The organism is Streptomyces sp. NPDC006551 (assembly GCF_040611675.1).
Classification (GTDB): domain Bacteria; phylum Actinomycetota; class Actinomycetes; order Streptomycetales; family Streptomycetaceae; genus Streptomyces.
In genome coordinates, this window is record NZ_JBEXOT010000030.1 from 60,877 (window position 1) to 83,164 (window position 22,288).

Annotated in this window: 21 protein-coding genes and 1 pseudogene; 12 read left to right on the forward strand and 10 right to left on the reverse strand. The window is 72.2% G+C overall.

The window, feature by feature from the left end:
- The first annotated feature begins 135 nt into the window (after window positions 1–135).
- A complete protein-coding gene (locus ABZY12_RS24155; RefSeq protein WP_356893646.1) occupies window positions 136–849 on the forward strand; it encodes an NAD(P)-binding domain-containing protein in 714 nt (237 codons plus the stop codon).
- A gap of 85 nt (window positions 850–934) precedes the next feature.
- Here ABZY12_RS24155 and ABZY12_RS24160 read toward each other — a convergent pair whose 3' ends face one another.
- Window positions 935–1,765 carry a nucleotidyltransferase domain-containing protein gene (locus ABZY12_RS24160; RefSeq protein WP_356893648.1) on the reverse strand — a complete coding sequence of 277 codons (831 nt, stop codon included), beginning with the start codon at window positions 1,763–1,765 and terminating at the stop codon, window positions 935–937.
- Window positions 1,766–1,896: 131 nt separating this feature from the next.
- A pseudogene (locus tag ABZY12_RS24165) lies at window positions 1,897–2,699 on the reverse strand (IS5 family transposase).
- Window positions 2,700–3,070: 371 nt separating this feature from the next.
- On the opposite strand from ABZY12_RS24165, the gene ABZY12_RS24170 reads away from it, so the two are divergent.
- Window positions 3,071–4,435, forward strand: coding sequence for an AMP-binding protein (locus ABZY12_RS24170; RefSeq protein ID WP_356893650.1), 1,365 nt, complete (start codon window positions 3,071–3,073; stop codon window positions 4,433–4,435).
- 139 nt (window positions 4,436–4,574) lie between these two features.
- Window positions 4,575–5,633, forward strand: a complete 1,059-nt coding sequence (locus ABZY12_RS24175) for a hypothetical protein (RefSeq protein WP_356893652.1) — start codon at window positions 4,575–4,577, stop codon at window positions 5,631–5,633.
- An 80-nt stretch (window positions 5,634–5,713) separates the two neighbouring features.
- Here ABZY12_RS24175 and ABZY12_RS24180 read toward each other — a convergent pair whose 3' ends face one another.
- The gene (locus tag ABZY12_RS24180; protein WP_356893654.1) at window positions 5,714–6,031 is read right to left on the reverse strand and encodes a hypothetical protein; all 318 of its coding nucleotides are present in this window, start codon (window positions 6,029–6,031) and stop codon (window positions 5,714–5,716) included.
- Window positions 6,032–6,448: 417 nt separating this feature from the next.
- Here ABZY12_RS24180 and ABZY12_RS24185 point away from each other — a divergent pair, with 417 nt between their 5' ends.
- Together ABZY12_RS24185 and ABZY12_RS24190 are read left to right on the forward strand one after the other, a co-directional pair.
- Window positions 6,449–6,889 carry an OsmC family protein gene (locus ABZY12_RS24185; protein WP_356893656.1) on the forward strand — a complete coding sequence of 147 codons (441 nt, stop codon included), beginning with the start codon at window positions 6,449–6,451 and terminating at the stop codon, window positions 6,887–6,889.
- Window positions 6,890–6,981: 92 nt separating this feature from the next.
- Window positions 6,982–7,542, forward strand: a complete 561-nt coding sequence (locus ABZY12_RS24190; protein ID WP_356893658.1) for a type 1 glutamine amidotransferase domain-containing protein — start codon at window positions 6,982–6,984, stop codon at window positions 7,540–7,542.
- Window positions 7,543–7,641: 99 nt separating this feature from the next.
- Here the strand turns inward: ABZY12_RS24190 and ABZY12_RS24195 are convergent, their stop codons facing one another.
- The gene (locus ABZY12_RS24195; RefSeq protein WP_356893660.1) at window positions 7,642–9,150 is read right to left on the reverse strand and encodes a carboxylesterase family protein; all 1,509 of its coding nucleotides are present in this window, start codon (window positions 9,148–9,150) and stop codon (window positions 7,642–7,644) included.
- 231 nt (window positions 9,151–9,381) lie between these two features.
- Between ABZY12_RS24195 and ABZY12_RS24200 the strand changes: the two genes are divergently transcribed.
- The gene (locus ABZY12_RS24200) at window positions 9,382–9,747 is read left to right on the forward strand and encodes a hypothetical protein (protein ID WP_356893662.1); all 366 of its coding nucleotides are present in this window, start codon (window positions 9,382–9,384) and stop codon (window positions 9,745–9,747) included.
- 31 nt (window positions 9,748–9,778) lie between these two features.
- Here ABZY12_RS24200 and ABZY12_RS24205 read toward each other — a convergent pair whose 3' ends face one another.
- The 3 genes from ABZY12_RS24205 to ABZY12_RS24215 form a co-directional block, all read right to left on the reverse strand.
- Complete coding sequence (locus ABZY12_RS24205) at window positions 9,779–10,129, reverse strand: nuclear transport factor 2 family protein (protein ID WP_356893689.1); 351 nt, start codon at window positions 10,127–10,129, stop codon at window positions 9,779–9,781.
- A 344-nt stretch (window positions 10,130–10,473) separates the two neighbouring features.
- Window positions 10,474–11,004 (reverse strand): GNAT family N-acetyltransferase, encoded by a 531-nt coding sequence (locus ABZY12_RS24210; RefSeq protein ID WP_356893664.1) that lies wholly within the window; start codon window positions 11,002–11,004, stop codon window positions 10,474–10,476.
- A gap of 96 nt (window positions 11,005–11,100) precedes the next feature.
- Window positions 11,101–11,472, reverse strand: a complete 372-nt coding sequence (locus ABZY12_RS24215; RefSeq protein ID WP_356893666.1) for a cupin domain-containing protein — start codon at window positions 11,470–11,472, stop codon at window positions 11,101–11,103.
- A 377-nt stretch (window positions 11,473–11,849) separates the two neighbouring features.
- On the opposite strand from ABZY12_RS24215, the gene ABZY12_RS24220 reads away from it, so the two are divergent.
- The 4 genes from ABZY12_RS24220 to ABZY12_RS24235 all read left to right on the forward strand — a co-directional run bounded on the left by ABZY12_RS24220 (window position 11,850) and on the right by ABZY12_RS24235 (window position 14,995).
- A complete protein-coding gene (locus ABZY12_RS24220) occupies window positions 11,850–12,209 on the forward strand; it encodes an SPW repeat protein (protein WP_356893668.1) in 360 nt (119 codons plus the stop codon).
- Between the two features lie 220 nt (window positions 12,210–12,429).
- Complete coding sequence (locus tag ABZY12_RS24225) at window positions 12,430–12,783, forward strand: DUF805 domain-containing protein (RefSeq protein ID WP_356893670.1); 354 nt, start codon at window positions 12,430–12,432, stop codon at window positions 12,781–12,783.
- A gap of 222 nt (window positions 12,784–13,005) precedes the next feature.
- A complete protein-coding gene (locus ABZY12_RS24230) occupies window positions 13,006–14,298 on the forward strand; it encodes a bifunctional GNAT family N-acetyltransferase/ATP-binding protein (RefSeq protein WP_356893672.1) in 1,293 nt (430 codons plus the stop codon).
- 118 nt (window positions 14,299–14,416) lie between these two features.
- The gene (locus ABZY12_RS24235) at window positions 14,417–14,995 is read left to right on the forward strand and encodes a YdeI/OmpD-associated family protein (protein WP_356893674.1); all 579 of its coding nucleotides are present in this window, start codon (window positions 14,417–14,419) and stop codon (window positions 14,993–14,995) included.
- 17 nt (window positions 14,996–15,012) lie between these two features.
- Here the strand turns inward: ABZY12_RS24235 and ABZY12_RS24240 are convergent, their stop codons facing one another.
- Window positions 15,013–15,525: a GNAT family N-acetyltransferase gene (locus ABZY12_RS24240; RefSeq protein ID WP_356893676.1), complete on the reverse strand. Its 513-nt coding sequence runs from the start codon at window positions 15,523–15,525 to the stop codon at window positions 15,013–15,015.
- A 152-nt stretch (window positions 15,526–15,677) separates the two neighbouring features.
- Window positions 15,678–17,498 (reverse strand): hypothetical protein, encoded by a 1,821-nt coding sequence (locus tag ABZY12_RS24245; RefSeq protein ID WP_356893679.1) that lies wholly within the window; start codon window positions 17,496–17,498, stop codon window positions 15,678–15,680.
- 178 nt (window positions 17,499–17,676) lie between these two features.
- On the opposite strand from ABZY12_RS24245, the gene ABZY12_RS24250 reads away from it, so the two are divergent.
- A complete protein-coding gene (locus ABZY12_RS24250) occupies window positions 17,677–19,158 on the forward strand; it encodes a SpoIIE family protein phosphatase (protein ID WP_356893681.1) in 1,482 nt (493 codons plus the stop codon).
- A gap of 167 nt (window positions 19,159–19,325) precedes the next feature.
- Here ABZY12_RS24250 and ABZY12_RS24255 read toward each other — a convergent pair whose 3' ends face one another.
- Window positions 19,326–20,819 carry a hypothetical protein gene (locus tag ABZY12_RS24255; protein WP_356893683.1) on the reverse strand — a complete coding sequence of 498 codons (1,494 nt, stop codon included), beginning with the start codon at window positions 20,817–20,819 and terminating at the stop codon, window positions 19,326–19,328.
- Between the two features lie 234 nt (window positions 20,820–21,053).
- Between ABZY12_RS24255 and ABZY12_RS24260 the strand changes: the two genes are divergently transcribed.
- Complete coding sequence (locus tag ABZY12_RS24260; protein WP_356893685.1) at window positions 21,054–22,178, forward strand: aminoglycoside phosphotransferase family protein; 1,125 nt, start codon at window positions 21,054–21,056, stop codon at window positions 22,176–22,178.
- Window positions 22,179–22,288: the final 110 nt, after the last annotated feature.

Genomic DNA, 22,288 nt, shown 5'->3' on the forward strand with positions numbered 1-22,288 from the left:
GGCCAGGAAACGGAAGTCGGGTGATCATCGCGCATGTGCCGTCCCGGCGGCGCCGGAACGGCACATGCTTCACCTCTGCCCCGCCAAGCCCTCACGCCGCGCAGGGCGGAACGGGGGAATAGGCGCAGGCGGCTCATGGTTCTGGCATGCCGTGGCACTTCGCCGCACGGTTCGGAAGGAAGCTCCATGAAGATCGGCATCATCGGCGCGGGGAACATCGGCGGCAACCTCACCCGCCGGCTCACCGCACTCGGTCACGACGTCTCCGTCGCCAACTCCCGCGGCCCGCACACCCTCACCGCGCTCGCCGAGGAGACCGGAGCGACGCCCGTACCCGTCTCCGAGGCGGCGCGCGGCGCCGAGATCGTCGTCGTCACCGTCCCGCTCAAGGCCGTCCCCGACCTCCCCTCCGGCCTCTTCGACGGCGCGGCGGACGGCTTCGCCGTCATCGACACCGGCAACTACTACCCGCGGCAGCGCGACGGCCGCATCGCCGCCATCGAGGACGACGGCCTGACCGAGAGCCGCTGGACCGAACAGCATCTCGGGCACCGCGTCATCAAGGCCTTCAACGGCACCTACGCCGACGACCTCCTCGACAAGCCGCGCCCGGCCGGCGACCCCGAGCGGATCGCGCTTCCGGTGGCGGGCGACGACGAGGCGGCTAAGAAGGCCGTACGCGACCTGATCGACGAACTCGGCTTCGACACCGTCGACGCGGGCGGCATCGACGACTCCTGGCGCCAGCAGCCGGACACCCCGGTCTACGGCCTGCGCGGCGGAATCGAGGCCGTGACGCGGGCCCTCGCCGAGGCCTCGCCCGAACGCCCCGAGGCGTTCCGCGGCTAAGAGGTGATCTCAATTTGCGTTGTGGGGGGCCGGGGCCGCCAGGCTGGGGCCACCGGATGAGTCCGGTGGCCCCAGCCGGATGTGGTCAGCGAGGGCCGTTCAGGCGGCTGCTGATTTGTTCGTGGAGTTCGTGCGGCAGGCGAATGGCCCAGCGGTCGGCGGCCTCAGCGGCCAGGTCGCGGCTCCAACGCCAGCTGTTGCGTGCCGCCGTGCGCACGTCCTGGTCACGGGCGGCAGCCGTGGTGGCGACGTAGCGATGACGGTCGGTGTCGGGCAGGTCCTGTTCGAGCGCGCGGCTGGGGGTGAGCCAGTGTGCTGTGCTGTTGCGCAGCAGGCGGCAGAGCTGCAGTTGCTGGGGCGCGATGACGGTGTGCAGCAGGGCGTGGGCGCGGGCGATCTCTCCGCGGGCCAGTACGTGGGCGAGCATGAGCGTCCAGTTGGTCAGCTCGTCGGTGAGCTGCTGGGCGGTGGTCACCGGCTCGGGCGGCTGGAAGGTGGCCAGTTGCCGGGCCGCCTGGATGAGCCGACCGGTGCGGTCGAGCAGAACGGCGTCGTCGGGGCGGGGTAGGTGCACCATGCCTTGCCAGGTGGGGACTTCGTCGATGCCGGGACCGGCGGGGGTGAGGTGAAACTCGCCGCGCATCAGGTCGTCGAAGACGACGGCGAGGATGCCGTACATGTTGGTGTAGGAGAGCTGGAGCGGTGCGAGCTGTGCCAGGAAGCCGGGGCCGTCGAAGTCGGCGAGGCGGTCGTCCTGGATGTAGAGGTATGCCTCGATGTCGGAATGTGCGTCGGCCTCGCCCACGGTCCACGAGCCGTAGAGCAGTACGCCCTCCAGCCGGGTGTCGGTGTGGGCCAGCTGTCTCAGGCGTGCGATGCGGTCGTCCAGAGCGGAACGGGCAGAGTGAACGGACATGGTGTGGTCGTGTCTCCTGAGGTGAGCGTGCGGGCACGCTGACGGAGCCCGGCACCTGCCGGGCGAATGTCTGTGGACCGTCGCGGCCCGCTCAGGAGAAGTTGCCCATGATCGAGATCATAGGGGACGGCTCAGCCGCCAAGTCGGCGGAAGCAGATCAGGGTGGCCGCGATACCGGCGAAGGCCAGGAAATGCTCGGCCTTACGCTCGTAGCGGCGGTGCAGGCGACGGCACCCAGATAGCCACGCCACCGTTCGCTACACGGTCCACCGGTGGCGGCCCAGCTTCTGGGAGGACTCGATGCCTCTGCGGGCGACGCGCGGGATGATGTTGCGCAAGCGGAGCTATTTCCGCAGGTGGTCGTAGTCGTAGCCCTTGTCTCCATGGAGCTTGGCGGGCCGCCGACGGCGGGGCCCGCGCCGGGAACGGATGGGAGGTATGCCCCGTACCAGGGGTTCAAGTCCCTGGCTGTCGTGCGTGTTCGCGGCGGAGATACCGATCGAGAGGGGCAGACCGGTCCGCTCGGTGATCAAGTGAATCTTTGAACCCTTCTTACCGCGATCTACGGGATTCGGACCCGTCAAGTCCCCCCTTTCGTCGCGCGCATGTTCACCGAGTCGATGGCGCACCGCGACCAGTCCAGCTTGCCTCTGGCGCCGAGTTCGTCCAGGACCAGGCGGTGGAGTTTGCCCCACACACGGGCCCGGCTCCACTCGGTGAAGCGGCGGTGCGCGGTCGGCCCAGACGGGCCGAAGCCCGGCGGCAGCTGCCGCCACGTGCAGCCTGTCGTGGCCACGAACACTATGGCCGCCAGCACCTGCCGGTCCCCATACCGACGTCGGCCCCCACCCTGCTGCCTCACCGGAGCGACCGGCACCACCCGCTGGAACAACTCCCATGAAGCGTCCGGCACCAGACGCTCCACCATCGCCATCACGGCACCCAACCTAACGCTCCCGCCAGTTGAGACGACGTCTAAGGGCAGTCCCACCACTGACGTTGTTCAGTGGCACTCGGGCACGGTGGATCGAGCCTGTTCCTCCTGGTCAGCGGTGCTTCTCGGACGTTCCGCTGATGGAACGCGGCGCCCGTGGTCGGGAAAGCACATTGCGTATGAGGGGCGTTGACGGTTTGGATCGCCAAGGTCAAGACGGCGGGGGTCACTCCCCGGCGTCGAGCAAGGGCGATGCCGGGGAACCCGTCCTGGTGGTGGCCTCCGCGCCCGAGAGCGCCGCCGCCCCGTCCTGCACGGTGAAACGCGCCCCGCACGGCTTCGGGTTCAGAAGCCGGCACAGAAGGAAGCGAATGGCATCCATGCTCGACGGCTGCACCCCCTGGCCCGAGGAGTTCGTCGACCGCTACTGGGCGGCCGGGCACTGGCGTGGCCATACGCTGGGCAACCTGCTGCGCGGCTGGGCCCTGCAGTACGGACCGCGGACCGCGCTCGTGCACGGTGACACCCGCGTCACGTACGCGAACCTGAACCGGCGCGTGGACCGCATGGCCGCCGGGTTCCGGCTGCGCGGCCTCCGGCCCGGGCAACGGGTCGTCGTCCAGCTGCCGAACGTTCCCGAGTTCGTCGTCACCGTGTTCGCGCTGATGCGCGCCGGCGCGGTCCCCGTGTTCTGCCTCCTCTCGCACCGCGCGGCCGAGGTGTCCCACCTCGTGCGGCTCACCCAGGCCGTCGGCTATATCGGTCCCTCCACGTACGAGGGCTTCGACCACACGGCGATGGCCGCGGACATCGCGGCCCGATGGCCCTTCCTGCGGCGGGTGTTCACCCTTGAGGCGCCGGGCGCCTCGTCCCCGGCCGGCGGCCTGACGACCGACCCGTCGGGCTGCCACTACTCCCCGCTGGGGTCCATCGACGCCCCGCCCGGGCCCGCGCTCGCGCAAAGGGCCGACCAGGTGGCGTTCTTCCTGCTCTCCGGCGACACCACCGCGGCGCCCCAGCTCGTACCGCGTACCCACAACGACTACGCCTACCAGGCGCGGGCCGCCGCCGAGTTGGTGGCGCTCACCGAGAACGACGTGTATCTCGCCGCGCTGCCCGCCGGTTCCACCTTCACCTTCGGCTGCCCCGGCATCGTCGGCACTCTCTCCGTCGGCGGCACCGTGGTCCTGGCCGAGGACCCGGGACCGGCCGAATGCCTCGCGGTCATCGAACGCGAGCGGGTCACCGTCACGTCACTGGCCCCAGCCGTCGCCGAGCTCTGGCTCGACGTACTTCCCACGGTCCAGGCCGACGTGAGCAGTCTGCGTCTCGTACAGATCGGCGGCGCGCCCTTGCACCGGGCGACCGCCGAACGGATCGGCCCCGAGCTGGGCTGTCGCCTGCAGCAGGTCTTCGCCATGCCTGAGGGGCTGCTCACTCTCACCCGGCCCGCCGACCCGGACGAGGCCGTGCTCACCACGCGGGGCCGCCCGCTCTCGCCCGACGATGAGATCCGCATCGTCGACGTCGACGGCAAGGACGTGCCCGACGGGGAGCCCGGCGAACTCCTCGCCCGCGGTCCGTACACCCTGCGGGGCTACTACCGGGCGTCCGACCACAACTGCCACTCCTTCACCACCGACGGCTACTTCCGCACGGGCGACCTCGCACGGCGCACCCCGGACGGCAACCTGGTGGTGACCGGCCGGCTCAAGGACGTCCCGGATCCGGGCTGACCTCGCCCAGGGGGTCAACCACCGTGTCCGCGCGGCTTCCTGACGCCGGTGCAGCCGTGCGGTCCCTCCCCGCGGTCCGCGCCTCCGCCCCGTACACCCCGCGGAATCGGTCCGACCTGGGGTGCGGCACGATGAGCGCATGAACGGACAACGGGGAAGCACAGAAGAACAATCCATCGCGGATCTCGCCCGGCGACTCGTCGCGGCGGACACCGGCGGCTGGACGCCGGACGGGGTGCGGGCCTTGGCGGCCGAGCTCGGCTGGGCCTGGAGCGGCACGGCGGACCATGCCGTCCTGATCACCGGCCGGTCCTCGGGCGACGCCCGCCTGCGCCCGGTCGGCACGTACGAGGAGCGTTACGTCGAGGGCGAGTCGTACGTCGAGCTCGCGGTCCCGGTGGCGACCGCCGCACCGGACGCCGCGGCACAGGCCGCCGCCTTCCGCGCCGCCAGGGAGGAATTGACCACGGCGCTGGGCAAGCCGTCCGTCATGGGTTCGCACGGCGACATGGGCCCCTTCTACGACAGCGGGCCGCTCTGGGGCGCCCCCTTCACACGCTGGCGCGGCCGGCCGGACACCCTGGAACTGCGCGCCGGGACATCGGGGCCGGAGCTGGTCCTGCAGCCCACCGACCCGGCGGAGAACTGGTTCTGGCGTCAGGGCATCGGCGAGGAGCACTCGATCAGCGGCTTCTTCGGCAGCAATCGTGACCGGTCCAACGCCGGCCTCGGCTTTCCCGGCGGCTGGACGGCACAGAGCTGGGAGACGGTCACCCGGTCGCTGGACAACTTCCTGGGGGCGCTGCCCGCAGAGGCCACCGCCCTCGGCATAAGCATCGGGATGCCGTTCTACGGGCGCACCGGCCATGGCTCGCCCATCCTCTTCGACGTGACGTGCGGCGACCGGCTTTCGATCGGCTGCTTCGCCCCGGACGGCGTCGATCCGGCCGCACTCGGCTGGGGCACGGTCGCCCAGCACCCGAGTACGGCGTCGATCTGGAGCGACGACGATCCGGTGTGGCGCGTGGACGCGGGCGGCCCCGGCGAACCGAAGGGCCGCGCACTCGCGGAGATGCTCGTGGCGACGGCCAGGGCGGCGGGAGTGAGCGATCCGACCGATCTGATCGTCGGCGGCGAGGCCGAGTACGTGGACGGTTACCACGTCCGGTACTACGGGCTGGGCCTACCGACCGGCTGACCCGTTCCGCAGAGAACACCCCCGCATGCCTTCCGCCCGGCCACCAGGCCCATGGCGGGCGGAAGGCTTCACGGCGGCTGCTACGCGCGGCCGGCGCGTACGACACGCGCCGCGCCCGCCACCCGCCCGGGCCGGACCGACCGGACCGACCGCACGGTCCGGACGCCGGCGCCCGCCGTGCGCAGTGCCCGGCCGCCGCAGGTGCGCAGCTGGGAACGGGAGAGCCGGGCACGCTGGCCGCCGCTGGTGATCAGGGCGTTGACCGGCGCCATCGGATCGGCTCCCACCGTCTTCGCGAGCAGGACGCCGACGACCAGGGGGAAGAGCGCCACGGCCAGCGCCGAGCCGGTGGTCGTGACGTGCTGCATACGGCGGTTGCGCCGGGGGTCCGAGGTCATGATCCTTATTCGACCAGCGCGCGCCGTGGCCGGGTATCGGACGCCGTACTCACTTCACGTATCCGCACCTACTCAGTCCAGCGCCGTCGAAGATCCTCGGAGGTTCGCGAACAGGGCTCGCGCGGAAGGGACTTCGACCGACGGCGCGCCTGGCGGCGGCCCGATGGCACGGTCGACGACTGGTCGCGCTCCAGACGGACCGCGGGGGGCGGACGGTCGGCACGGACCCGGACGCCGCCGTCTCCTCCGTACGGGAGGGTGGCGGCGCCGTCCGCGCGGCCGACGTCGGAGGCGAACTCCGTACGGTGGTACCCACTCCGCGGCGTGCGACGGACCGGCGCGTCCCCTGGTGAGGCCGGGTACGGTGCGGTTGCGTGGGCGGTCGACCGCACCGCCGGACGAAGGAGCACCGAAGTCATGGCCGACTACCGCATCGAGACCGTCCGCAACGGCTACCGCGACTGGACCGCCCGCAACGACCGTGGCGCCGAGGTCCGGATCGGTGCGGCGGACGACGACTCCACCCAGCCGTCGTTCACACCGGTCGAGCTGCTCCTCGCGGCGATGGGCGGCTGCGGCGGTCTGGTGATCGACCGTACGGCGCGAGCGGTGGACCATGACGACCTCCGGATCGTGGTGGAGTCGGTCTCGGGCCCGGAGGACGACGGGCGGGTGGGCCGGATCAGGGTCAGCTACGAGTTCGAGCTTCCGCAGAGCAATCCGCGAGCCGCCGAGGTCTTCGCACGGGGCGTTCGGCTGACGCACGAGAAGCACTGCACGGTGAGCAGGACCGTGGAACACGGAGCCACCGTGGAGGCGGTCCTGCCGGACGGCACGGTCGGCTTCCGGGCCGGCTGACGACCCACTGCCGATGCGTCCCGGTTTGGGATCGCGGCTCGTGGTGACACGCAGGGAGTGACGCGGACGCCGACGACTGGGAGGAGACGACCGTGACCCTCGAAGGCAAGCACGTGCTCGTCATGACGACGAACTACGGCACGGAGCAGGACGAGCTGAAGAAGCCCGTGGCGGCCCTGCGCGAGGCGGGGGCGCGGGTCACCGTGGCGGCTCAGAGGCCGGAGACCGTGCAGACCCTGGTGGCCGACCGGAAGCCCGGTGACAGCGTGCGACCGGACACGACGTACGGCGAGATGTCGGCCGACCGGTTCGACGCGGTGGTCGTGCCCGGCGGCACCATCAACGCCGACCATCTCCGGATGGACGAAGCGGCGTGCGAGCTGGTGACGTCGTTCGCCGAGGCCGGCAAGACGGTGGCGGCGATCTGCCACGGTCCTTGGCTGCTCGTCGAGAGCGGCCTGGTCAAGGGTCGGGAGCTGACCTCGTACGCGTCCTTGCGGACGGATGTGACCAACGCGGGCGGGACGTGGGTGGACCGGCAGGTGGTCGTCGACTCGTCCGAGGGCTTCAAGCTGATCACCTCGCGCAAGCCGGGCGATCTGGAGCCCTTCTCCCAGGCGATCATCGAAGCACTCGGCGGAACGGAGTCCTGATGAGGTCCGATCCCCGGAGTTCCGGGCCCCGGTGACGGCCGGCCGTCACCGGGGCCCGTCCGGTCGGCTCGGCGTCCCCGGCCCAAAGGCGTGAACGGGTCAGGACAGCCAGATCTCGCGGACCTGCCTCAGCGGGTCGTGCTCGACGCGCGGCTCGGCGTCCCAGACCATCGTGGCGCGGCCCTCGGCCGTGTAGCGCGGCCACTCCTCCCCAGGATCCTGGTCACGCACGAAGGAGACCCAGGCCCGGTGCATCGCGTCGGCGAGCGCCCGCGGCGGTGCGTCGCCCGCAGCCGCCCTGACGCCTTCGGCGTCGAGCAGGTCGAACCCGAACGGCAGGTCGAGACAGTGGAAGGCCATGCCGTTGACGGGTGACCGCCAGCCGAACTCGTAAAGCCACGTGGGTCGTTGACGTTCCGCGCGGGCGTCGGCGACGGCGAGGGACGGCGCGCGGAAGGTGGTGTCGGTGAGCGCCTGCCCGAACAGTCGGGCAGGATCGCCCTTGGCGTACGCGGCGGTGAAGGACGCCACCCCGTCCGCGTCGAGGCCCAGGGCGCCGAGCAGCTCCGGCACGGGCGGCCCGTCGGGTCCCGGAGCCGGGATGGCGTTGAACTCGTGCGCGGTGAACCCCAGCATCAGCGGCACGTCCACGCCGGCATCGCCCGAGGTGAGCGCGTCGAGGACCGGCTCCGGGATCACCTCGCCGTCCGCGAAGGGGCCCAGGGACAGCAGCGGCGGCAGCCCGGCACGGTCGGGGCCCGGCTCCCCCAGGCGGCTCTGGAGGTCGAGGAATTCGTCGTCGCCCAGGCCGCGCAGCGCGGCGGCGGAGGCGGGAACTCCGGTACGGGCTGTGAAGAGGCGCGAGGCCGCACGGGCGACCTCGGGGCCGTCGGGCCGCATCACCGCACCGGAGACGGAGAGCGCGCCGCGGAAGAGCCCCCGGGCTGCGGGCACGGCCAGCAGTGTCTGTACGGCGCCGCCGCCCGCCGACTGCCCGGCGACGGTGACCTCGGCCGGGTCGCCGCCGAAGCGGGCGATGTTGTCCCTGACCCACTCCAGGGCGGCGATCCAGTCGAGGACTCCGCGGTTGTCCGGCGCGTCGTCGAGGTGCAGGAAGCCCTCGATCCCGAGCCGGTAGCCGAGGGAGACCAGGACGACGCCGTCCCGGTTGAAGGAGGACCCGTCGTACCAGGGGCTGGCCGCCGAACCGGCGACGTACCCACCGCCGTGGATCCAGACGAGGACCGGCAGGCGCGACGCGGGGGTGGTGGCGGGGGTGAAGACGTTCAGGTTGAGCACGCCGGCGCCCGGGACGGACGGTTCGGGGATGGTGGTGACCTCGGCGAAGGGGCGGCGCTGGGCGGTCGGCCCGTAGGCGGTGGCGTCGAGGGGCTCCATCCAGGGCTCGGGCGGTACGGGCGCCGCGAACCGGAGGTCGCCGATGGGCGGCTGGGCGTAAGGGATTCCGAGAAAGCGCACGCTGCCGTCGGCGCGGCGGTCTCCACGCACCGGGCCGTGCGTCGTGTCGACGACAGGGGCGGCGTCGCCCGGCCGCGACGGGCGGGCCGGCTGTGCCCCTGGAGGGCGCGGAGAGAGCGGGGCGGACATGAGCGTGCCTTCCTGACGGGCGGCGGGCTTCGGGGCGGCGGCAGTGAGTTTCGGGCGGCGGGCTTAGGGCGAGGGGCGCCCCCAGCGTCCGGCCCTCGCCAGGGGTCGTCAATGCTCGGAAGTGAATGGTGACACGTGTCACTCGCCGGGTGAATCAACGAAGCCGTGTGTCACACCCCCGCGCCCTCGGGTAGACCGCCTTGCGAGCGAGTCGACGGGAGGGGCGGGGCAGTGAGGATCGGCTCCGAGGCGGCGGTCGGAATCTTCATCCTGGCCGCGGGCGCGGCCTTGATGGTGGCGGGTGCCGCCTGGAAGGGGCGCGCCGTCAGGCCGTTGTCCCCCAAGCGGGCGCGAGCGGTGGCCGAGCGGGCCTCCGCCCGGGCCCTGCTGCGCGCGGCCGACGCGGCGATCGCCTCCGCGCGCGAGGCGGTCACCCCGGGCGAGCCGGCCATCGTCACGGTCGAGGACGTCGTGCGGGTGGCCCGGGACCACTACGGGCAAGTGGACGTCGAACGGCCACGGGCCGCCGCGGCCCTGCGACGCCAGTACGAGCGCGGCGCGTGCGCCGCCGACTGCATGACCGACGCCTACGGCTGACGTACGGTCCTCCGGCCGGTCGGCGATGGTGCTACGACGGGTCGGCGACGCCTTCGGGTACCGGCGTCGCCTGGTGGTAGTACATACGCCATCCGGTGCCGTCCTCTGCGCGGCGCCACAGCGAACTGCGACGGGCGCGGCGCCCGTCGATGACCGTCTCGTAGGTCAGATGGACGAGACCCGGCGCCAGGACGACTCCGGTCATGGCCGAGGGCTCGTAGCGCGGGCCAAGCTCCGTCGCACCGGCCATCTCGGGCAGCGCGGCGAGCATGGCCTCGTACGTCCAGCGGCGGCCGGAGGCGCCGACCTCGACGAACTCCGGGTCGAGGAGTTCGGCGGCGAGCGACCGGGAGCTGCGGACCGCCGGGTCTATGAGCCGCAGCTCAGCCGCGACGGCCTGGGAGACCTCGGCGGCGTCACCGGTCTCGGCGGCACCCCCGGCGGCGTCCGTGACATCGGTCGGCGCGGCGACCCGAGCGTTCTCGGCAGCATCGGCGGCGTCACCGGCCTCGGGGGCCCCGGCGGCATCGGTGACGTCGGTCGGCTCGGCGGCCCGAGCGTTCTCGGCAGTATGACGCGTCTCGGCGGCGGCCCCGGTGACGTCGGTGCCGTCAGTCGGGTCCGCGAACCGAGCGTTCTCAGCGGCAGCCCCGGCGGCATCGGTGACCTCGCTCGGCCCGGCGCCCCGGGCGCTCTCTTCGCGGGCCCCGTCCTCGTACCCGCCGCTCACAGCGCGATCCAGTAGCGCCGCTTGAGGCCGAGTTCCGTCTCGCGGACGTCCTCCAGAACGCCGCCGTTGCGCTCGATCGTGCGCGCCGAGGCGATGTTGTCGTCGTCGCACGTCACGAGGACACGGTCGAGCCCCAGGGCGCGAGCCTCGGGGAGGACCGCGCCCAGGGCCCAGGTGGCGAGTCCCCGGCGGCGGGCGGAGGGGCGGATGCTGTAGCCGATGTGGCCGCCGGCCCGCAGCAGGAAGTCGTTGAGTTCATGCCGCAGGTCGATGGCGCCCATGTACGCCCCGTCCTCGACGATCCACCAATGAGTGGCGTGGACCCAGCCCTCGGCGAGCGGCCGCGTGGGATCGGACTGTTCGCGCAGCCGCCCCACCCACGCGGCGAAGACCTCGGGAATCGCGAAGGCGCTGTCCAGCGCCAGCCGCATACCGGAACCATCCTGGTGGGCACCGGGACTCCACTCGGCATGAGCTTCGAGCCAGGAGGAGTGCAGACGTGCCGTGGGGGCGATCAGTTCGGGCATGCGGGCGACGATAACAGCCCAACGCCCCTGTGATCAGCGGATATCCGGTCCGGCGGCGCTCTGTCACGACGGCGGCTCACGATCCCGCCTCGGAGGTCAGGTGCTCTGGGCCGCCGCGTATTCGCCGAAGCCGACCCAGTCCAGGACCACGCACGGCTCGTCGCCGAGTGTCCATGCGTCATGCCCGGGGGTGACCGTGAAGAAGTCTCCAGGGCCCACCTCGTCGGACGCGCCGTCGTCCATGACGATCTTCATCTGGCCGCTGACCACATAGCCGACGTGGGACGCCTGGCAACTGTCGGTGCCCGCGATCGGCTTGACGTGCTTCGACCACTGCCAGCCCGGCTCGAAGACAGCCCGGCCCACCGGGCCGCTTTCGGTGGTGAGCAGGTCCAGCCTGCCCTTCCCTTCCTCGAAGGGGCGGGTCTCATCCGCGGAGTCGAAGCTCCGACGCAGAATTCCGGTCATGATCATCCGCCTCCCGGCGGTGGAGCGTGAGAACCCCGAGTCCTCTTCCAGGCTACGCCGGGACGGCCCGGCGGGCCGATCGCCGCATATCGGTCCACGCCCCCAGGCGATCTCGTCAGCGGCTATTCACCGGACGGTTACCTCCTTTGGCGGTTGCCCGCACATCCGCGGACCGTTTTCTGTGCGGATCCTTTACCGGACAGATCTACACATAAAGGCCAGATAAGAGCACAATGAAACCGCGGCACGATGCCGCAAGCATGGTCAGACGTGTATGACGCCAGAAGGAGGCGAGTCGTATGTCTGACGTCTCTCACCGTCCCGGTGATATCAGGGGCCACCCTGACGCACCAGAAATGCGGGACCGCTACTCTCGGATGCTCCAGACCCGAGGTGTCACGGCAGTCGAAGAACTGGTGATGCTCGCGGGTGTCTGGGCAGCGATCTCCGCATACACGGTTCACTTCGCAGCCGCCAGGCCAGAACTCGCCCTCAGCAACCTGGTCGTCGGTATCGCCCTCGCGGTCGTCGGCCTGTGCATGTCGATGGCTCCGGAGCGGACGGGGGATCTCAACCTCGCCGTCCTGCTGATGGGCGCCTGGCTGATCATCTCTCCCTGGGTGGTCGTCAGGGACCCCGGCACCGGTGCGATCCTGAGCAACGTCATCACCGGCGCGTGCGTCTGCCTCTTCGCGCTCATCGCGGGTGGTCTGCTGATGAGCAAGAGAAAGACGTGACGCAGCCCTGATCCTCTCCCGAGCGGCGCCGCATCCGAGTGGATGCGACGCCGCTCCTTGTGCATTCACGCACACGCGGCGCAAACCCAGACACAACGTCGCCCAACGCCCCCCGCCAGATAACGAATTGACCCACGCCGTTTCGGCCACATAAGTTCTGCGTAAGCTTGCTCCACAGGGACAGGCTCCCGCATCACATCCCAGTCCTTGGGGGGACAAAGTGAACTGGTACCTCGACGTTCTCAAGAAGTACGCGGTATTCAGCGGCCGTGCGCGCCGTAAGGAATTCTGGATGTTCACGCTCTTCAGCGTGCTCATCAGCATCGTGCTCTCGATCATCGACAGCGCGCTGGGCATCCAGCTGCTCAGCCTGATCTACTCGCTGGCCGTGCTGATCCCGACGCTCGCGGTCTCCGTCCGCCGGCTGCACGACACCGGCCGCTCCGGCTGGTGGATCCTCATCGGTCTCGTCCCGCTCGTCGGCTTCATCATCCTCATCGTGTTCTACGCGAGCGAGGGCAACCAGACCGAGAACGCCCACGGCCCGAACCCGAAGCTCGCGCCCGCGTACTGACGGTAGCCCGCGTACTCAGGTAGCGCTCCGAAGCCCCCGGAAGGTTCCTTCCGGGGGCTTCGCGCGTCGTCCGGGGGCTTCGCGCACTCCGGCCACGCCCTGACCAGTGACGATTCGTAGCATTCACCGGCCCGCCTTGTGCACACCGGAGCGCGACCCGCCTCCCCCGCCGCCCCTAGCCTCGCCGCATCAGTACGAAAGTACGAACGAGGGGCGGCACCGATGAACTGGCTCATCCACGACTACCGCGAGAGCGATCTCGCCGCGGTCGTCCATCTGATCGACACCACGGCCGAACTCGGACAGGAGTCGGTCTTCTCCCTCGCCGAGTGCATCGGCGCCCTGACCTCCCGTCAGCCGGCCGTCGTCGCCGTCCACCAGGGCGCGCCCATCGGTGCGGCGCTGGCCTGCGTCGCCGGTGAGCGGGCCTGGGTGATGCGGATCGCCATCTCCTCGGCGTGGCGCGGCCGCGGACTCGCCAGCGCGCTGCTGGTCGAGCTGGAGCGGCGGCTCGTCGCGGCGCGGGTCGGGCGGATCGCGTACGTACTCCCGGAGGAGGACCTGCTCGGCGAGGGGCTCCTCAACGCCGGCTACACGCGCCAGCCGGCCGTCGCCTACTTCGAGAAGGTCGAGCCGCTGCACGGGCCCGCCGCCAACCTGCTCGACGACCTCGGCGGACGGCTGCTGCCCGGCGACCTGTGGGCCAAGGTGGCCGGCATGGAGCGCGAGAAGGACCTGATCGAACGGCGTGTCGTGCTTCCCCTCGCCGAGCCGGAGCGTGCGGCGCGGCACGGCGTGCGTCCGCCGCGCGCGGTGGGCCTGTTCGGCCCTCCGGGCACGGGCAAGACCACCTTCGCGCGCGGCATCGCCTCCCGGCTCGGCTGGCCGTTCGTGGAGATCCTGCCCTCCCGTCTCGCCGACGAGGGCAATCTGGCGGCGGCGCTGCGCTCCGCGTTCGCCCGGATCGCGGAGCTGGAGCGGGTCCTGGTCTTCATCGACGAGGTCGAGGAGATCGCGCCGGTCCGCTCCGAGCCCGCGCAGCCCGGCGGCATGCACGGCGTGACCAACGAACTCCTCAAGCTGATACCGGGCTTCCGGGAGCGCGACGAGCGGCTTCTGGTCTGCGCGACCAACTCGATCCGCTCCCTCGACCCGGCCTTCCTCCGTCCCGGCCGGTTCGACTACCTCATCCCCATCGGTACGCCCGACGAGGCGGCACGCGCCGCGATCTGGGCGCGGTACGCCAACGGCCGGGCCGATGTGGACATCGACGAACTGGTCACGGCGAGCGAGCTGTTCACCCCGGCCGACATCGAGCACGCGGCCCGGATCGCCGCCCAGAACTCCTTCGAGCGCGACCTCGTCGCGGTGGGGACCCGGGGTGGCGTCGAGGAACGAGTGCCGGGCGCGAGCACCGCGGACTATCTGGAGGCGATCGCCCAGTGCCGTCCGACGGTGACGCCGGAGATGATCACTCAGTTCGAGTCGGACATCACCACCCACGCCCGCTTCTGACGGCCGCCGGGATCCGCGCCGTCCCCCCTGCGTGATCGGCGGCGGGTCCCGCTCCGCTGTCCCTATCCTGTCCGCCGAGCGGTTTTCCGCCGCTCGGCGACGAAAAGGGGGCTGGTCCATGGAGCGGTACGAGGGGCTCGAGATCATGACCGTGATGACGGTCGAGGAGCTGGAGTCCTGGCTGGAGACACACCACGCCGAGGCCCCCGGCGTCTGGCTGAGGATCGCCAAGAAGGGAGCGGGGGGCGAGTCGCTGTCCCTTCCCGATGCGCTCGACTGCATGCTCTGCTTCGGCTGGATCGACGGGCAGCGCAAGGGCGGGGACGGCGTGTACTACTTCCAGAAGTACACGCCACGCCGGCCGCGCAGCCTCTGGTCGCAGGTGAACGTCCGCAAGGTCGAGGCGCTCCTGGCAGCCGGGCGGATGCGGGAGCCGGGGCTCGCGGAGGTACGGGCGGCTCAGGCCGACGGCCGGTGGGGGTCGGCGTACCCCTCCCAGAGGGAGGCGACCGTGCCGGACGATCTCGCGGCCGCTCTGGCGGCGGACGACCGGGCGCGGGAGTTCTACGAGAGCCTGGGGAAGACCGACCGGTATCTGGTGATCCTGCGGCTGTGGCAGGCCCGCACACCGGAGGTACGGGCCCAGCGGCTTGAGCGGATGACGGCGCGCCTGGCGGCGGGCGAGAAGGTGCGCTGAGGCGGGCGGCGGACGGGTCACGCCCGCTTGCGGTAGAGCACCTGGTGGGCGTCGAACTCCTCGAAGGAGGCGGCGTGGGTCATGCCGATGCCCTCCAGGAGCCGTCGGGAGCGGTCGTTCGCCTCCTGGGTCACCGCGACCACGCTCGGCGTGCCCTCCAGGGCCCGCTCGACGGCGGCCGCGACGGCCTCGCGGGCGTAGCCGTGGCCCCAGTGCTCGGGGAGGAACTGGTACGAGACCTCCGTCTCCCCGTCGCGCGCCCCCGGCTCCAGCGTCACCAGGCCGAGCAGCGCCCGGTCCGACGCCCGCACCACCGCGTGGACGCCGGGGGCCCCGACGATCCGCCGCTGGCGAATCCGTACGACCTGGTCGGCGACCGGGCCACCCAGGTGGTGACGGACCGTCGGGTCCGTCCACAGCCGTGTGACGGCCGGGACGTCGCCGGTGCGCACGGGCCGCAGCAGCAGCCGCTGGGTGGTGAGCGTCCAGGTGGCTCGGTGGCCCGCGGCCGGGGCGGATGAGGTGGCCATGTCCCGATCATGGCACCCCCGCCGGATCGTGCGCGCTCCGCGGTCGGGGGGCGAGATGACGGAGCGTCGGGACATGCGCGGGGGCTCGTGCGGTGAGGGGGCCCGGCTCGGCCCTCGGCGCGCCGCCGCTGCGGGGGCGGGGTGGCCCCTGTTCAGCGCATCCGGCGTTGGAGCGCGGCCAGCGCGCCGGCCTGGCGGCCCGGCACCTGGCGGCGCAGGGCGATGAGGGCGGGGCCCAGTTCGCGGGCGCGGGCGGGGTCCTGGATCTGTTCCCACTGGTGGTGGGCCCGGTCGACGGCGCCTTCGACGTCGGGGTCGCCGGGGCCCTGACGCAGGCCGAGGCGGGCCTGCGCGGCGGCGATCCACAACTCGCAGCTGCGGGCGGGCTCTCCGGCGAGCCGCGCGAGGTCGGCGCGCACCTCCATCCAGTGCACGGCCTCCTGCGAGCGGGCACCGTACCTCCGCAACGCCTCCCGCTCCCAGGCGGCCGCCACCGCGATGGCCTCCCCGTGCCGTCCGGCCTGCGCCGCGGCGAGGATCTCGCGGTGGGGGTCGTGAGCGGGAACGACGGCCGGCGCCCCGCCTTGACCACCGGTGCCGCGAGGCGAGCCGGACGACGGTGACTCCGCCGGGGCCGGCTCGGTGTGGTGGGCGGTCGCGTCGGATGCCGTCGCGGGGGCGAGGGAAGGGTTCCCGGCGGGCCCGATCGCCGCACCCCCCTGCCCCGAAGGCCCCCAGGTGCCGGGCGGCACAGGCGGTGCCGCCGGCCCCGTCGCCGCCACCCGTCCCGAAGCACCGGCCTGCGTGGCCGGCCCCGTGCGGCCCGACCGACCGGCCTCCGTGGGCGCCGGGGCCGCCGGAGCCGTCGGCGGCGCCGCCGCCACGGACGGCACGGACGGCACGGACGGCGCCGAAGCCCCTGCGGGCGACGTGGCCGGAGTCACCGGGCCGGGAGGGCCGACCGGCGGCGGCCACGCGCCCGGGGCCACGGCCGTGGCCTCCGGACCCGAAGGACCGGTCCCCGTGGGCAACGCGCTCGCCGGAACGGTCTGTTCCGGCACCGTGGGCGCGGGACGGATCGGCGCCCCCGGAAGCGACGCGATCGGCGCCGGAAGGGGCCCCGCCGGCACGGGAAGCGCCCCCGTCGCCACCGGCGACCCGGGAAGCGCCCCGGTCGCCACCGCAATGCCCCCCGGCGCCACCGAAAGGGACCCGGTCGGGGCCCCGCCCCCCGGCCCCGTGGGCCCACCGCCAGGCGCCACCGATGTGGTGGCCGTCGTACCCCACACCCCGTCCCCGGCGGGGGCGACGGCATGCGGCGGCGTCGCGGTCGGGGCGAGCAGCAGCGCCTCGGTTCCTTCCGTGCGCGCGGCCGCCTCCTCGTGGAGCTGGGCCAGGGGCGGGCGGGCGCCGGTGCGCCAGATCGTGGCGAAGGTACGGAGGTACTCCGGGGTCGCCGGCTCGCCACGGCGAGGGGCCGGGGCGACGCGCCCGTAGAGGAGCGGGCCGGGGCCCAGGGACAGGAGCCCGGGCGTGGCGGTCAGGCGTTGCCAGAGCTCCGCCTCCACGACCAGGTCCGCCACCACCGTCGTCGTACCCGGTCCGCGCACCGCGAGTTCGGCCGCCAGCCAGTGCCACGGCAGCCCCGTGTAGCGCAGCGTCGTCGACGTGGTGCGGGCGAGCGCCAGATGCGGCAGGTGCTGACGGCGGTCCAGGTGGACCTGACCCGCGAGGTAGACCGCCATCGGCCCCGGCATCGCCGCGGCCGCCCGCAACCGGGTCAGAACGGTCTGCGGGTCCAGCGGGTCGGCCAGTTCGACGACCGTCGCCGCCGGCGTGCCGGTCAGCGCGCTCGGTGGCACCGCCGCCAGCGCCGGAAGCACCGACGCCGCGTCGATCGCCCTGCCCCGCCCGGTCGGCGCAGCCGCCAGCAGCACCGCCGTACCCACCCTGTCCACCTCGTCGCTCACCACAGCAGCACCGTAACCCGAGAGCCGGTGGCCGATAATCGGCGGGCCGTTGGCATATGTCAGAAGCACCACCGGATCGAGTGTTGCCGAATCGCTTACGGCCTGCGTCAGCCTGTGCAACAGTCGTATCCGGGCCTTGTTTTCCACACCTGGCCGCGCCGCGCCTGTATCGGAGTACGACATGCCGTCCCATCTGTTCGCGGACCGTCCCGCCCAGCCGCCGGAGCCCGGCATGGTGGACGCGTTGATCTCGCAGACACGCCGTCTGCGCGGCGACGTGGACGCCGTGCGCCGGGACGCCGTACTGGACGAGGACGACCCCCGGAACCGCTGGCAGCGCGCCCTGTGCGATCTCGCGGTGCACCAACTCGACGACCTCGGCGCCCACTTGAGCCAGCTCAAAGTGGGGCTCCCCGACGAGCTGCCCGCCACGCCCGGCTCCGCCCCGGAGAGCGACACCGGCACCGGCTTCCCGTCCGACCCGGGCGCCGCGTACGGCGATCCCGCCCCCGCGCCCTCCGGCTCCCTGCTGAGCCGCGTCGGCAGCGCCGAGTGGAATCTGCTCACCGACGAGGTCAGCTGGTCCGAGGAGTTGTTCCAGATCTTCGGCCGCGCCCCGGAGAACGGCCCCATGTCGCTCGACGAGCTTCCCTCGATGGTCTTCGCCGAGGACCAGCCCCTCCTTCAGGCGATGGTGACGGACTGTCTGATCGACGGAAAGCCGATCGACGGCGAGTTCAGGGTCGTCCGCACCGACGGCCGGGTCCGTACGCTGCACATGATGGGCGAGCCGGTCCTCGACACCGACGGCTGCACCGCCTCCATGTGGGCCGTATTACGGGACGTCAGTGAGCTGCGCCGCAGTGAGCGGGCGGTCCGTGAGTCCCGTGACTCGCTCCAGCGCCGCCGGCACATGGAGCGCACCGAGCACCGCGTCGCCGTCCAGCTCCAGGAAGCCGTCCTCCCGCCCTGGCGCGGTTCGCTCAGCTTCGCCCACGGTGGCCCGGGTGCGCCGCTCGACGTGGCGGGTCACTATCTGCCCGCCTCGACGACGGGCCTGATCGGCGGCGACTGGTACGACGCGCTCGCGCTCCCGGACGGGGACGCGCTACTGACCGTGGGCGACCTGACCGGACACGGTGTCTCCGCCACCTCCTCGATGGCCATGCTCCTCGGCGCCCTGCGCGGCATGGCCGTGGCCGGGATCCGGCCGGGTGCGCTGATGAGCCATCTCAACCAGCTGCTGGAGACCGCCGTTCAGCCGGCGCTGGGCAGCGCGATGTGCTGCCGTTACGAACCGGCGAGCCAGACGCTCTCCTGGGCGCAGGCGGGACACCCCGCCCCGCTGCTCTTCCGCGACGGGACGGGGCGGGCCCTGGCCCGGCCCGACGGTGTGCTCCTGGGAGCGACGACCGGGGCCGCGTACGAGGAGGCCGAAGTCCGGCTGCTCCCCGGTGACCTGCTGGTCCTGCACACGGACGGGCTGACCCGCGGGACGGGCGGCGCGCAGGACGACTCGGGCACGCGGCGCCTGCTCGCGCTCGCGCCACGACTGGCCGGGGCGCGGGACGCGCAGGACTGCGTGCGTTCGGTGGTCGAGGAGTTCGGCGAGGCCCCCCGTGAGGACGACGCCTGTGTGATGGTGGTCCGGGTCGGTCGGTAGCGACGCGCGAGGGCGCCTTGGAGGGCATACCGGCGAGGCCGGTGTGCCCATTTTCTCGTCCGCACGAGGATGGTTTCTCGTACGCACGGGGATGGCTGCGCTGGTGTGTGTCGTACGGTGCGGGTGCCGTAGGCCGTCCCAGGTGCCGCTGCGGTGGGCCGGGCGGCTCAGACGTCGCCGATCCCCGGACGCTTCGCCGCGGGCTTGGGCAGTGCGAGCGCGATCTCCTCGCGCAGGTCCTCGATGCGGGTGTACCCCGCGTACTGCCCGGTCAGCCGGTACATCTCGCGCAGCCGGTCCCAGGTGCGGTGCGAGGAGGTCTCCCCCATCGACACCAGCGCGAGCCGGGCGTACCGGTCGGCCTGTTCCGGGTCGTCGGCGATGAAGCAGGCCGAGGCCAGCGAGATGTAGTCGAAGAGCTTGGAGCGGTTGTGGCCGCTGCGGCGGAGTTCGAGCGCCAGCTTGGCGTGGCGCTGCGCCGGTACCGCGGCCGCCGGATCGTGCTCGGCGAGGGTGCGGTAGGCGAGGGCCTGCATACCGTGCATGTCCGCCTCGTCGAAGTTCTGCATCCAGCTCGGCGGCTTTTCGTTGTTCCGGTCGGAGACGAAGAGTTCCTCGGCCTCGCCGAGGGTACGCCGCATGGCCTGCCCCTTGCCCATCGACGCCTGTGCCCACGCCTCGATGGTGTGCAGCATCGCCTGGGTGCGTGGCAGGACCTCCTCGCCCGAGCCGGACTTGGCGAGCTTCATCAGGTCGAGGGCGTCGTCGGGCCGGCCCAGGTGGACCATCTGCCGGGCGGCGCGGGAGAGCGCCTCGCCCGCGCGAGGCCGGTCGCCGCCCTCGCGGGCCGCGTGGGCGGCGATGACGAAGTACTTCTGGGCGGTGGGTTCGAGGCCCACGTCGTGGGACATCCAGCCGGCGAGGACCGCCAGGTTGGCGGCGACGCCCCACAGGCGCCGCTGGAGGTGGTCGGGGTGGCGGTAGGCGAGCATGCCGCCCACCTCGTTGAGCTGGCCCACGACCGCCTTGCGCTGGAGGCCGCCGCCGCGGGAGGCGTCCCAGGCGCGGAACACCTCCACCGAGCGCTCCAGTGCATCGATCTCCTCCGACCCGATGGGGGCGGCCTCGTAGCGGTCGAACCCGGCGGGGTCGGCGTGGAGGGGATCGGTGCCACGCGGAACGGCGGCGTTGCGTGCGGGGTCGGTGTGGAGCCAGTCGTGCATGGCGTTGCTGAGTGCGGAGCCGGCGGCGAGCGCGGCGCCCGCGCCCACCAGGCCGCGTCGGTTGAGCATGAGGTCCATTCCCGTGAATTCGGTGAGGACCGCCGCCGTACGCTCGGGCGCCCATGGCAGCCCGTCAGGGTTGTCGTTGTTCCTGACGTTCTGCCGTTTCCCGGCGCGCCCGTGTCGTACGAACCCGAGGTCCTCGATGGTCACGACACGGCCGAGTCGCTCGGTGAACAGTGCTGCCAGCACCCGCGGAACGGGATCGCGCGGGGTCTCCCCCATGTCGATCCACCGCCTCACCCGCGAGGTGTCGGTCGCCAGCTGGAGGTGGCCCATGGCCGCCGCCTGCCGGTTCACGAGTCTCGCGAGTTCGCCCTTGGACCAGCCGGTCAGGCCGAAGAGGTCCGCCAGGCGGGTGTTGGTTTGTCCGGTCACGTCTAAGCCCCCAGGTTCTCGGCTGAGTTGACAGTAACCCCCTGTCATAGGGCTGGCGACTATTCGCCAGGGTTCGCCAGGGTGCGCCCGATGTTCCGCCACCCGCGCCCGGGTGTCAGGTAGGAACGCGCCACCTCGCCCCGGCAACCGGCCCTCATTCCCCAGGGTGCGGCCCGGAGGTCGGGCGGGGCGACGCACGCAACTCGTCGGCACACGAAGGGATCTGTCTCCTCCATGTACACAGCATCGTCCTCCGTGTCCGCCCCGCCCCGGCCGCAGCACCGTTCCGTGCCGGCCGGCAGCGGACCGTATCTCGCCCCCGCGGCCCAGCCGGTCCGGGCCCGGCGCTGGGGGGCCGGCGTGACCCAGCCGCCGAGCGGGAGAATCGATCTGTCCGGCCCGCAGGGCGCCCAGGTGCGGATGGCCATCGCGTCCGTCCACCGGATCTGCCCGGAGTTCAACCCGGTGCAGGTGCTGCGGCGCAGTGGCCGTTCGGTCCTCATCGTCGGGACGACGGGACGGACGACGGCGGTCGCGAAGTGTTTACTGGACCATTCCCCCGCGTGGGTCGAGCGGTTCCAGCACGAAATAGCTTCCTACCGCGCCTTCGTCCGGCACCGCCCGCCGGTGCGCGCTCCGCGGCTCATCGCCGCTGACCCGGAGAACTGCGCGCTGGTGATCGAGCGGATGCCGGGGCGGGCGGCGGCGCTGGCGCGCCACCCCGTGGAGGCTCCGCCCCGGGCGGACGTCCGTGCGGCGCTCGCCGCGATCGCCCGGCTGAACGCCTGGCGTCCGCCGGCCGGGACCTTCGACGCGCCGCTCGACTACGGGTCGAGGATCGCGCGGTACCACGAGCTGGGCCTGTTCACGGACCGTGACCGGGACGATCTGCAGAAGCTGCTGCACGGTCTGGCGCACGCGGGCGGCCGCCAGGGCATGGGACAGTTCTGTCACGGCGACGCCCTGCTCTCCAACATCCTCCTCTCCCCCACGGGCCCGGTCCTGGTCGACTGGGAGCACGCGGGCTGGTATCTGCCCGGGTACGACCTGGCGACGATGTGGGCGGTGCTGGGTGACGCGCCGCTGGCCCGGCGTCAGATCAGCCAACTCGCCCAGCAGGCGGGGCCGGCGTCGCGGGACGCCTTCCTGGTGAACCTGATGATCGTGCTGACGCGGGAGATCCGGACGTACGAGACGGCGGTGCAGCGCACCATCAAGGAGGCCCCGCCCGCCGGTTCGGTCCCCGTTCCCTCCGGTGCGGTCTCGCCCGGTGAGGAGCAGCGGCTGCTGTTGCGGCGGCTGCACGACGACTGCGCCATGGCACGGCGGGCCGTGCGCGCCGCGGTCGGCACGCGTTGACGACGCGCGCAGGCCGGCCGGATCCACGGGGGGTCGCTCCGCGGGGCCCGGGGCGGCCCCCCCGGCGGCGCGGGGGGGGTGGTGTTGACGCGCCCCGCGGGGGGCCGCCG

What these genes read in the sequence shown, in the direction of transcription:
- ABZY12_RS24155 (WP_356893646.1), top strand. Translation starts at nt 136, where the DNA reads ATGGTTCTGGCATGCCGTGGCACTTCGCCGCACGGTTCGGAAGGAAGC.
- ABZY12_RS24160 (WP_356893648.1), bottom strand. Translation starts at nt 1,765, where the DNA reads ATGTCCGTTCACTCTGCCCGTTCCGCTCTGGACGACCGCATCGCACGC.
- ABZY12_RS24170 (WP_356893650.1), top strand. Translation starts at nt 3,071, where the DNA reads ATGGCATCCATGCTCGACGGCTGCACCCCCTGGCCCGAGGAGTTCGTC.
- ABZY12_RS24175 (WP_356893652.1), top strand. Translation starts at nt 4,575, where the DNA reads ATGAACGGACAACGGGGAAGCACAGAAGAACAATCCATCGCGGATCTC.
- ABZY12_RS24180 (WP_356893654.1), bottom strand. Translation starts at nt 6,031, where the DNA reads ATGACCTCGGACCCCCGGCGCAACCGCCGTATGCAGCACGTCACGACC.
- ABZY12_RS24185 (WP_356893656.1), top strand. Translation starts at nt 6,449, where the DNA reads ATGGCCGACTACCGCATCGAGACCGTCCGCAACGGCTACCGCGACTGG.
- ABZY12_RS24195 (WP_356893660.1), bottom strand. Translation starts at nt 9,150, where the DNA reads ATGTCCGCCCCGCTCTCTCCGCGCCCTCCAGGGGCACAGCCGGCCCGC.
- ABZY12_RS24210 (WP_356893664.1), bottom strand. Translation starts at nt 11,004, where the DNA reads ATGCCCGAACTGATCGCCCCCACGGCACGTCTGCACTCCTCCTGGCTC.
- ABZY12_RS24215 (WP_356893666.1), bottom strand. Translation starts at nt 11,472, where the DNA reads ATGACCGGAATTCTGCGTCGGAGCTTCGACTCCGCGGATGAGACCCGC.
- ABZY12_RS24220 (WP_356893668.1), top strand. Translation starts at nt 11,850, where the DNA reads ATGCTCCAGACCCGAGGTGTCACGGCAGTCGAAGAACTGGTGATGCTC.
- ABZY12_RS24230 (WP_356893672.1), top strand. Translation starts at nt 13,006, where the DNA reads ATGAACTGGCTCATCCACGACTACCGCGAGAGCGATCTCGCCGCGGTC.
- ABZY12_RS24235 (WP_356893674.1), top strand. Translation starts at nt 14,417, where the DNA reads ATGGAGCGGTACGAGGGGCTCGAGATCATGACCGTGATGACGGTCGAG.
- ABZY12_RS24240 (WP_356893676.1), bottom strand. Translation starts at nt 15,525, where the DNA reads ATGGCCACCTCATCCGCCCCGGCCGCGGGCCACCGAGCCACCTGGACG.
- ABZY12_RS24250 (WP_356893681.1), top strand. Translation starts at nt 17,677, where the DNA reads ATGCCGTCCCATCTGTTCGCGGACCGTCCCGCCCAGCCGCCGGAGCCC.
- ABZY12_RS24260 (WP_356893685.1), top strand. Translation starts at nt 21,054, where the DNA reads ATGTACACAGCATCGTCCTCCGTGTCCGCCCCGCCCCGGCCGCAGCAC.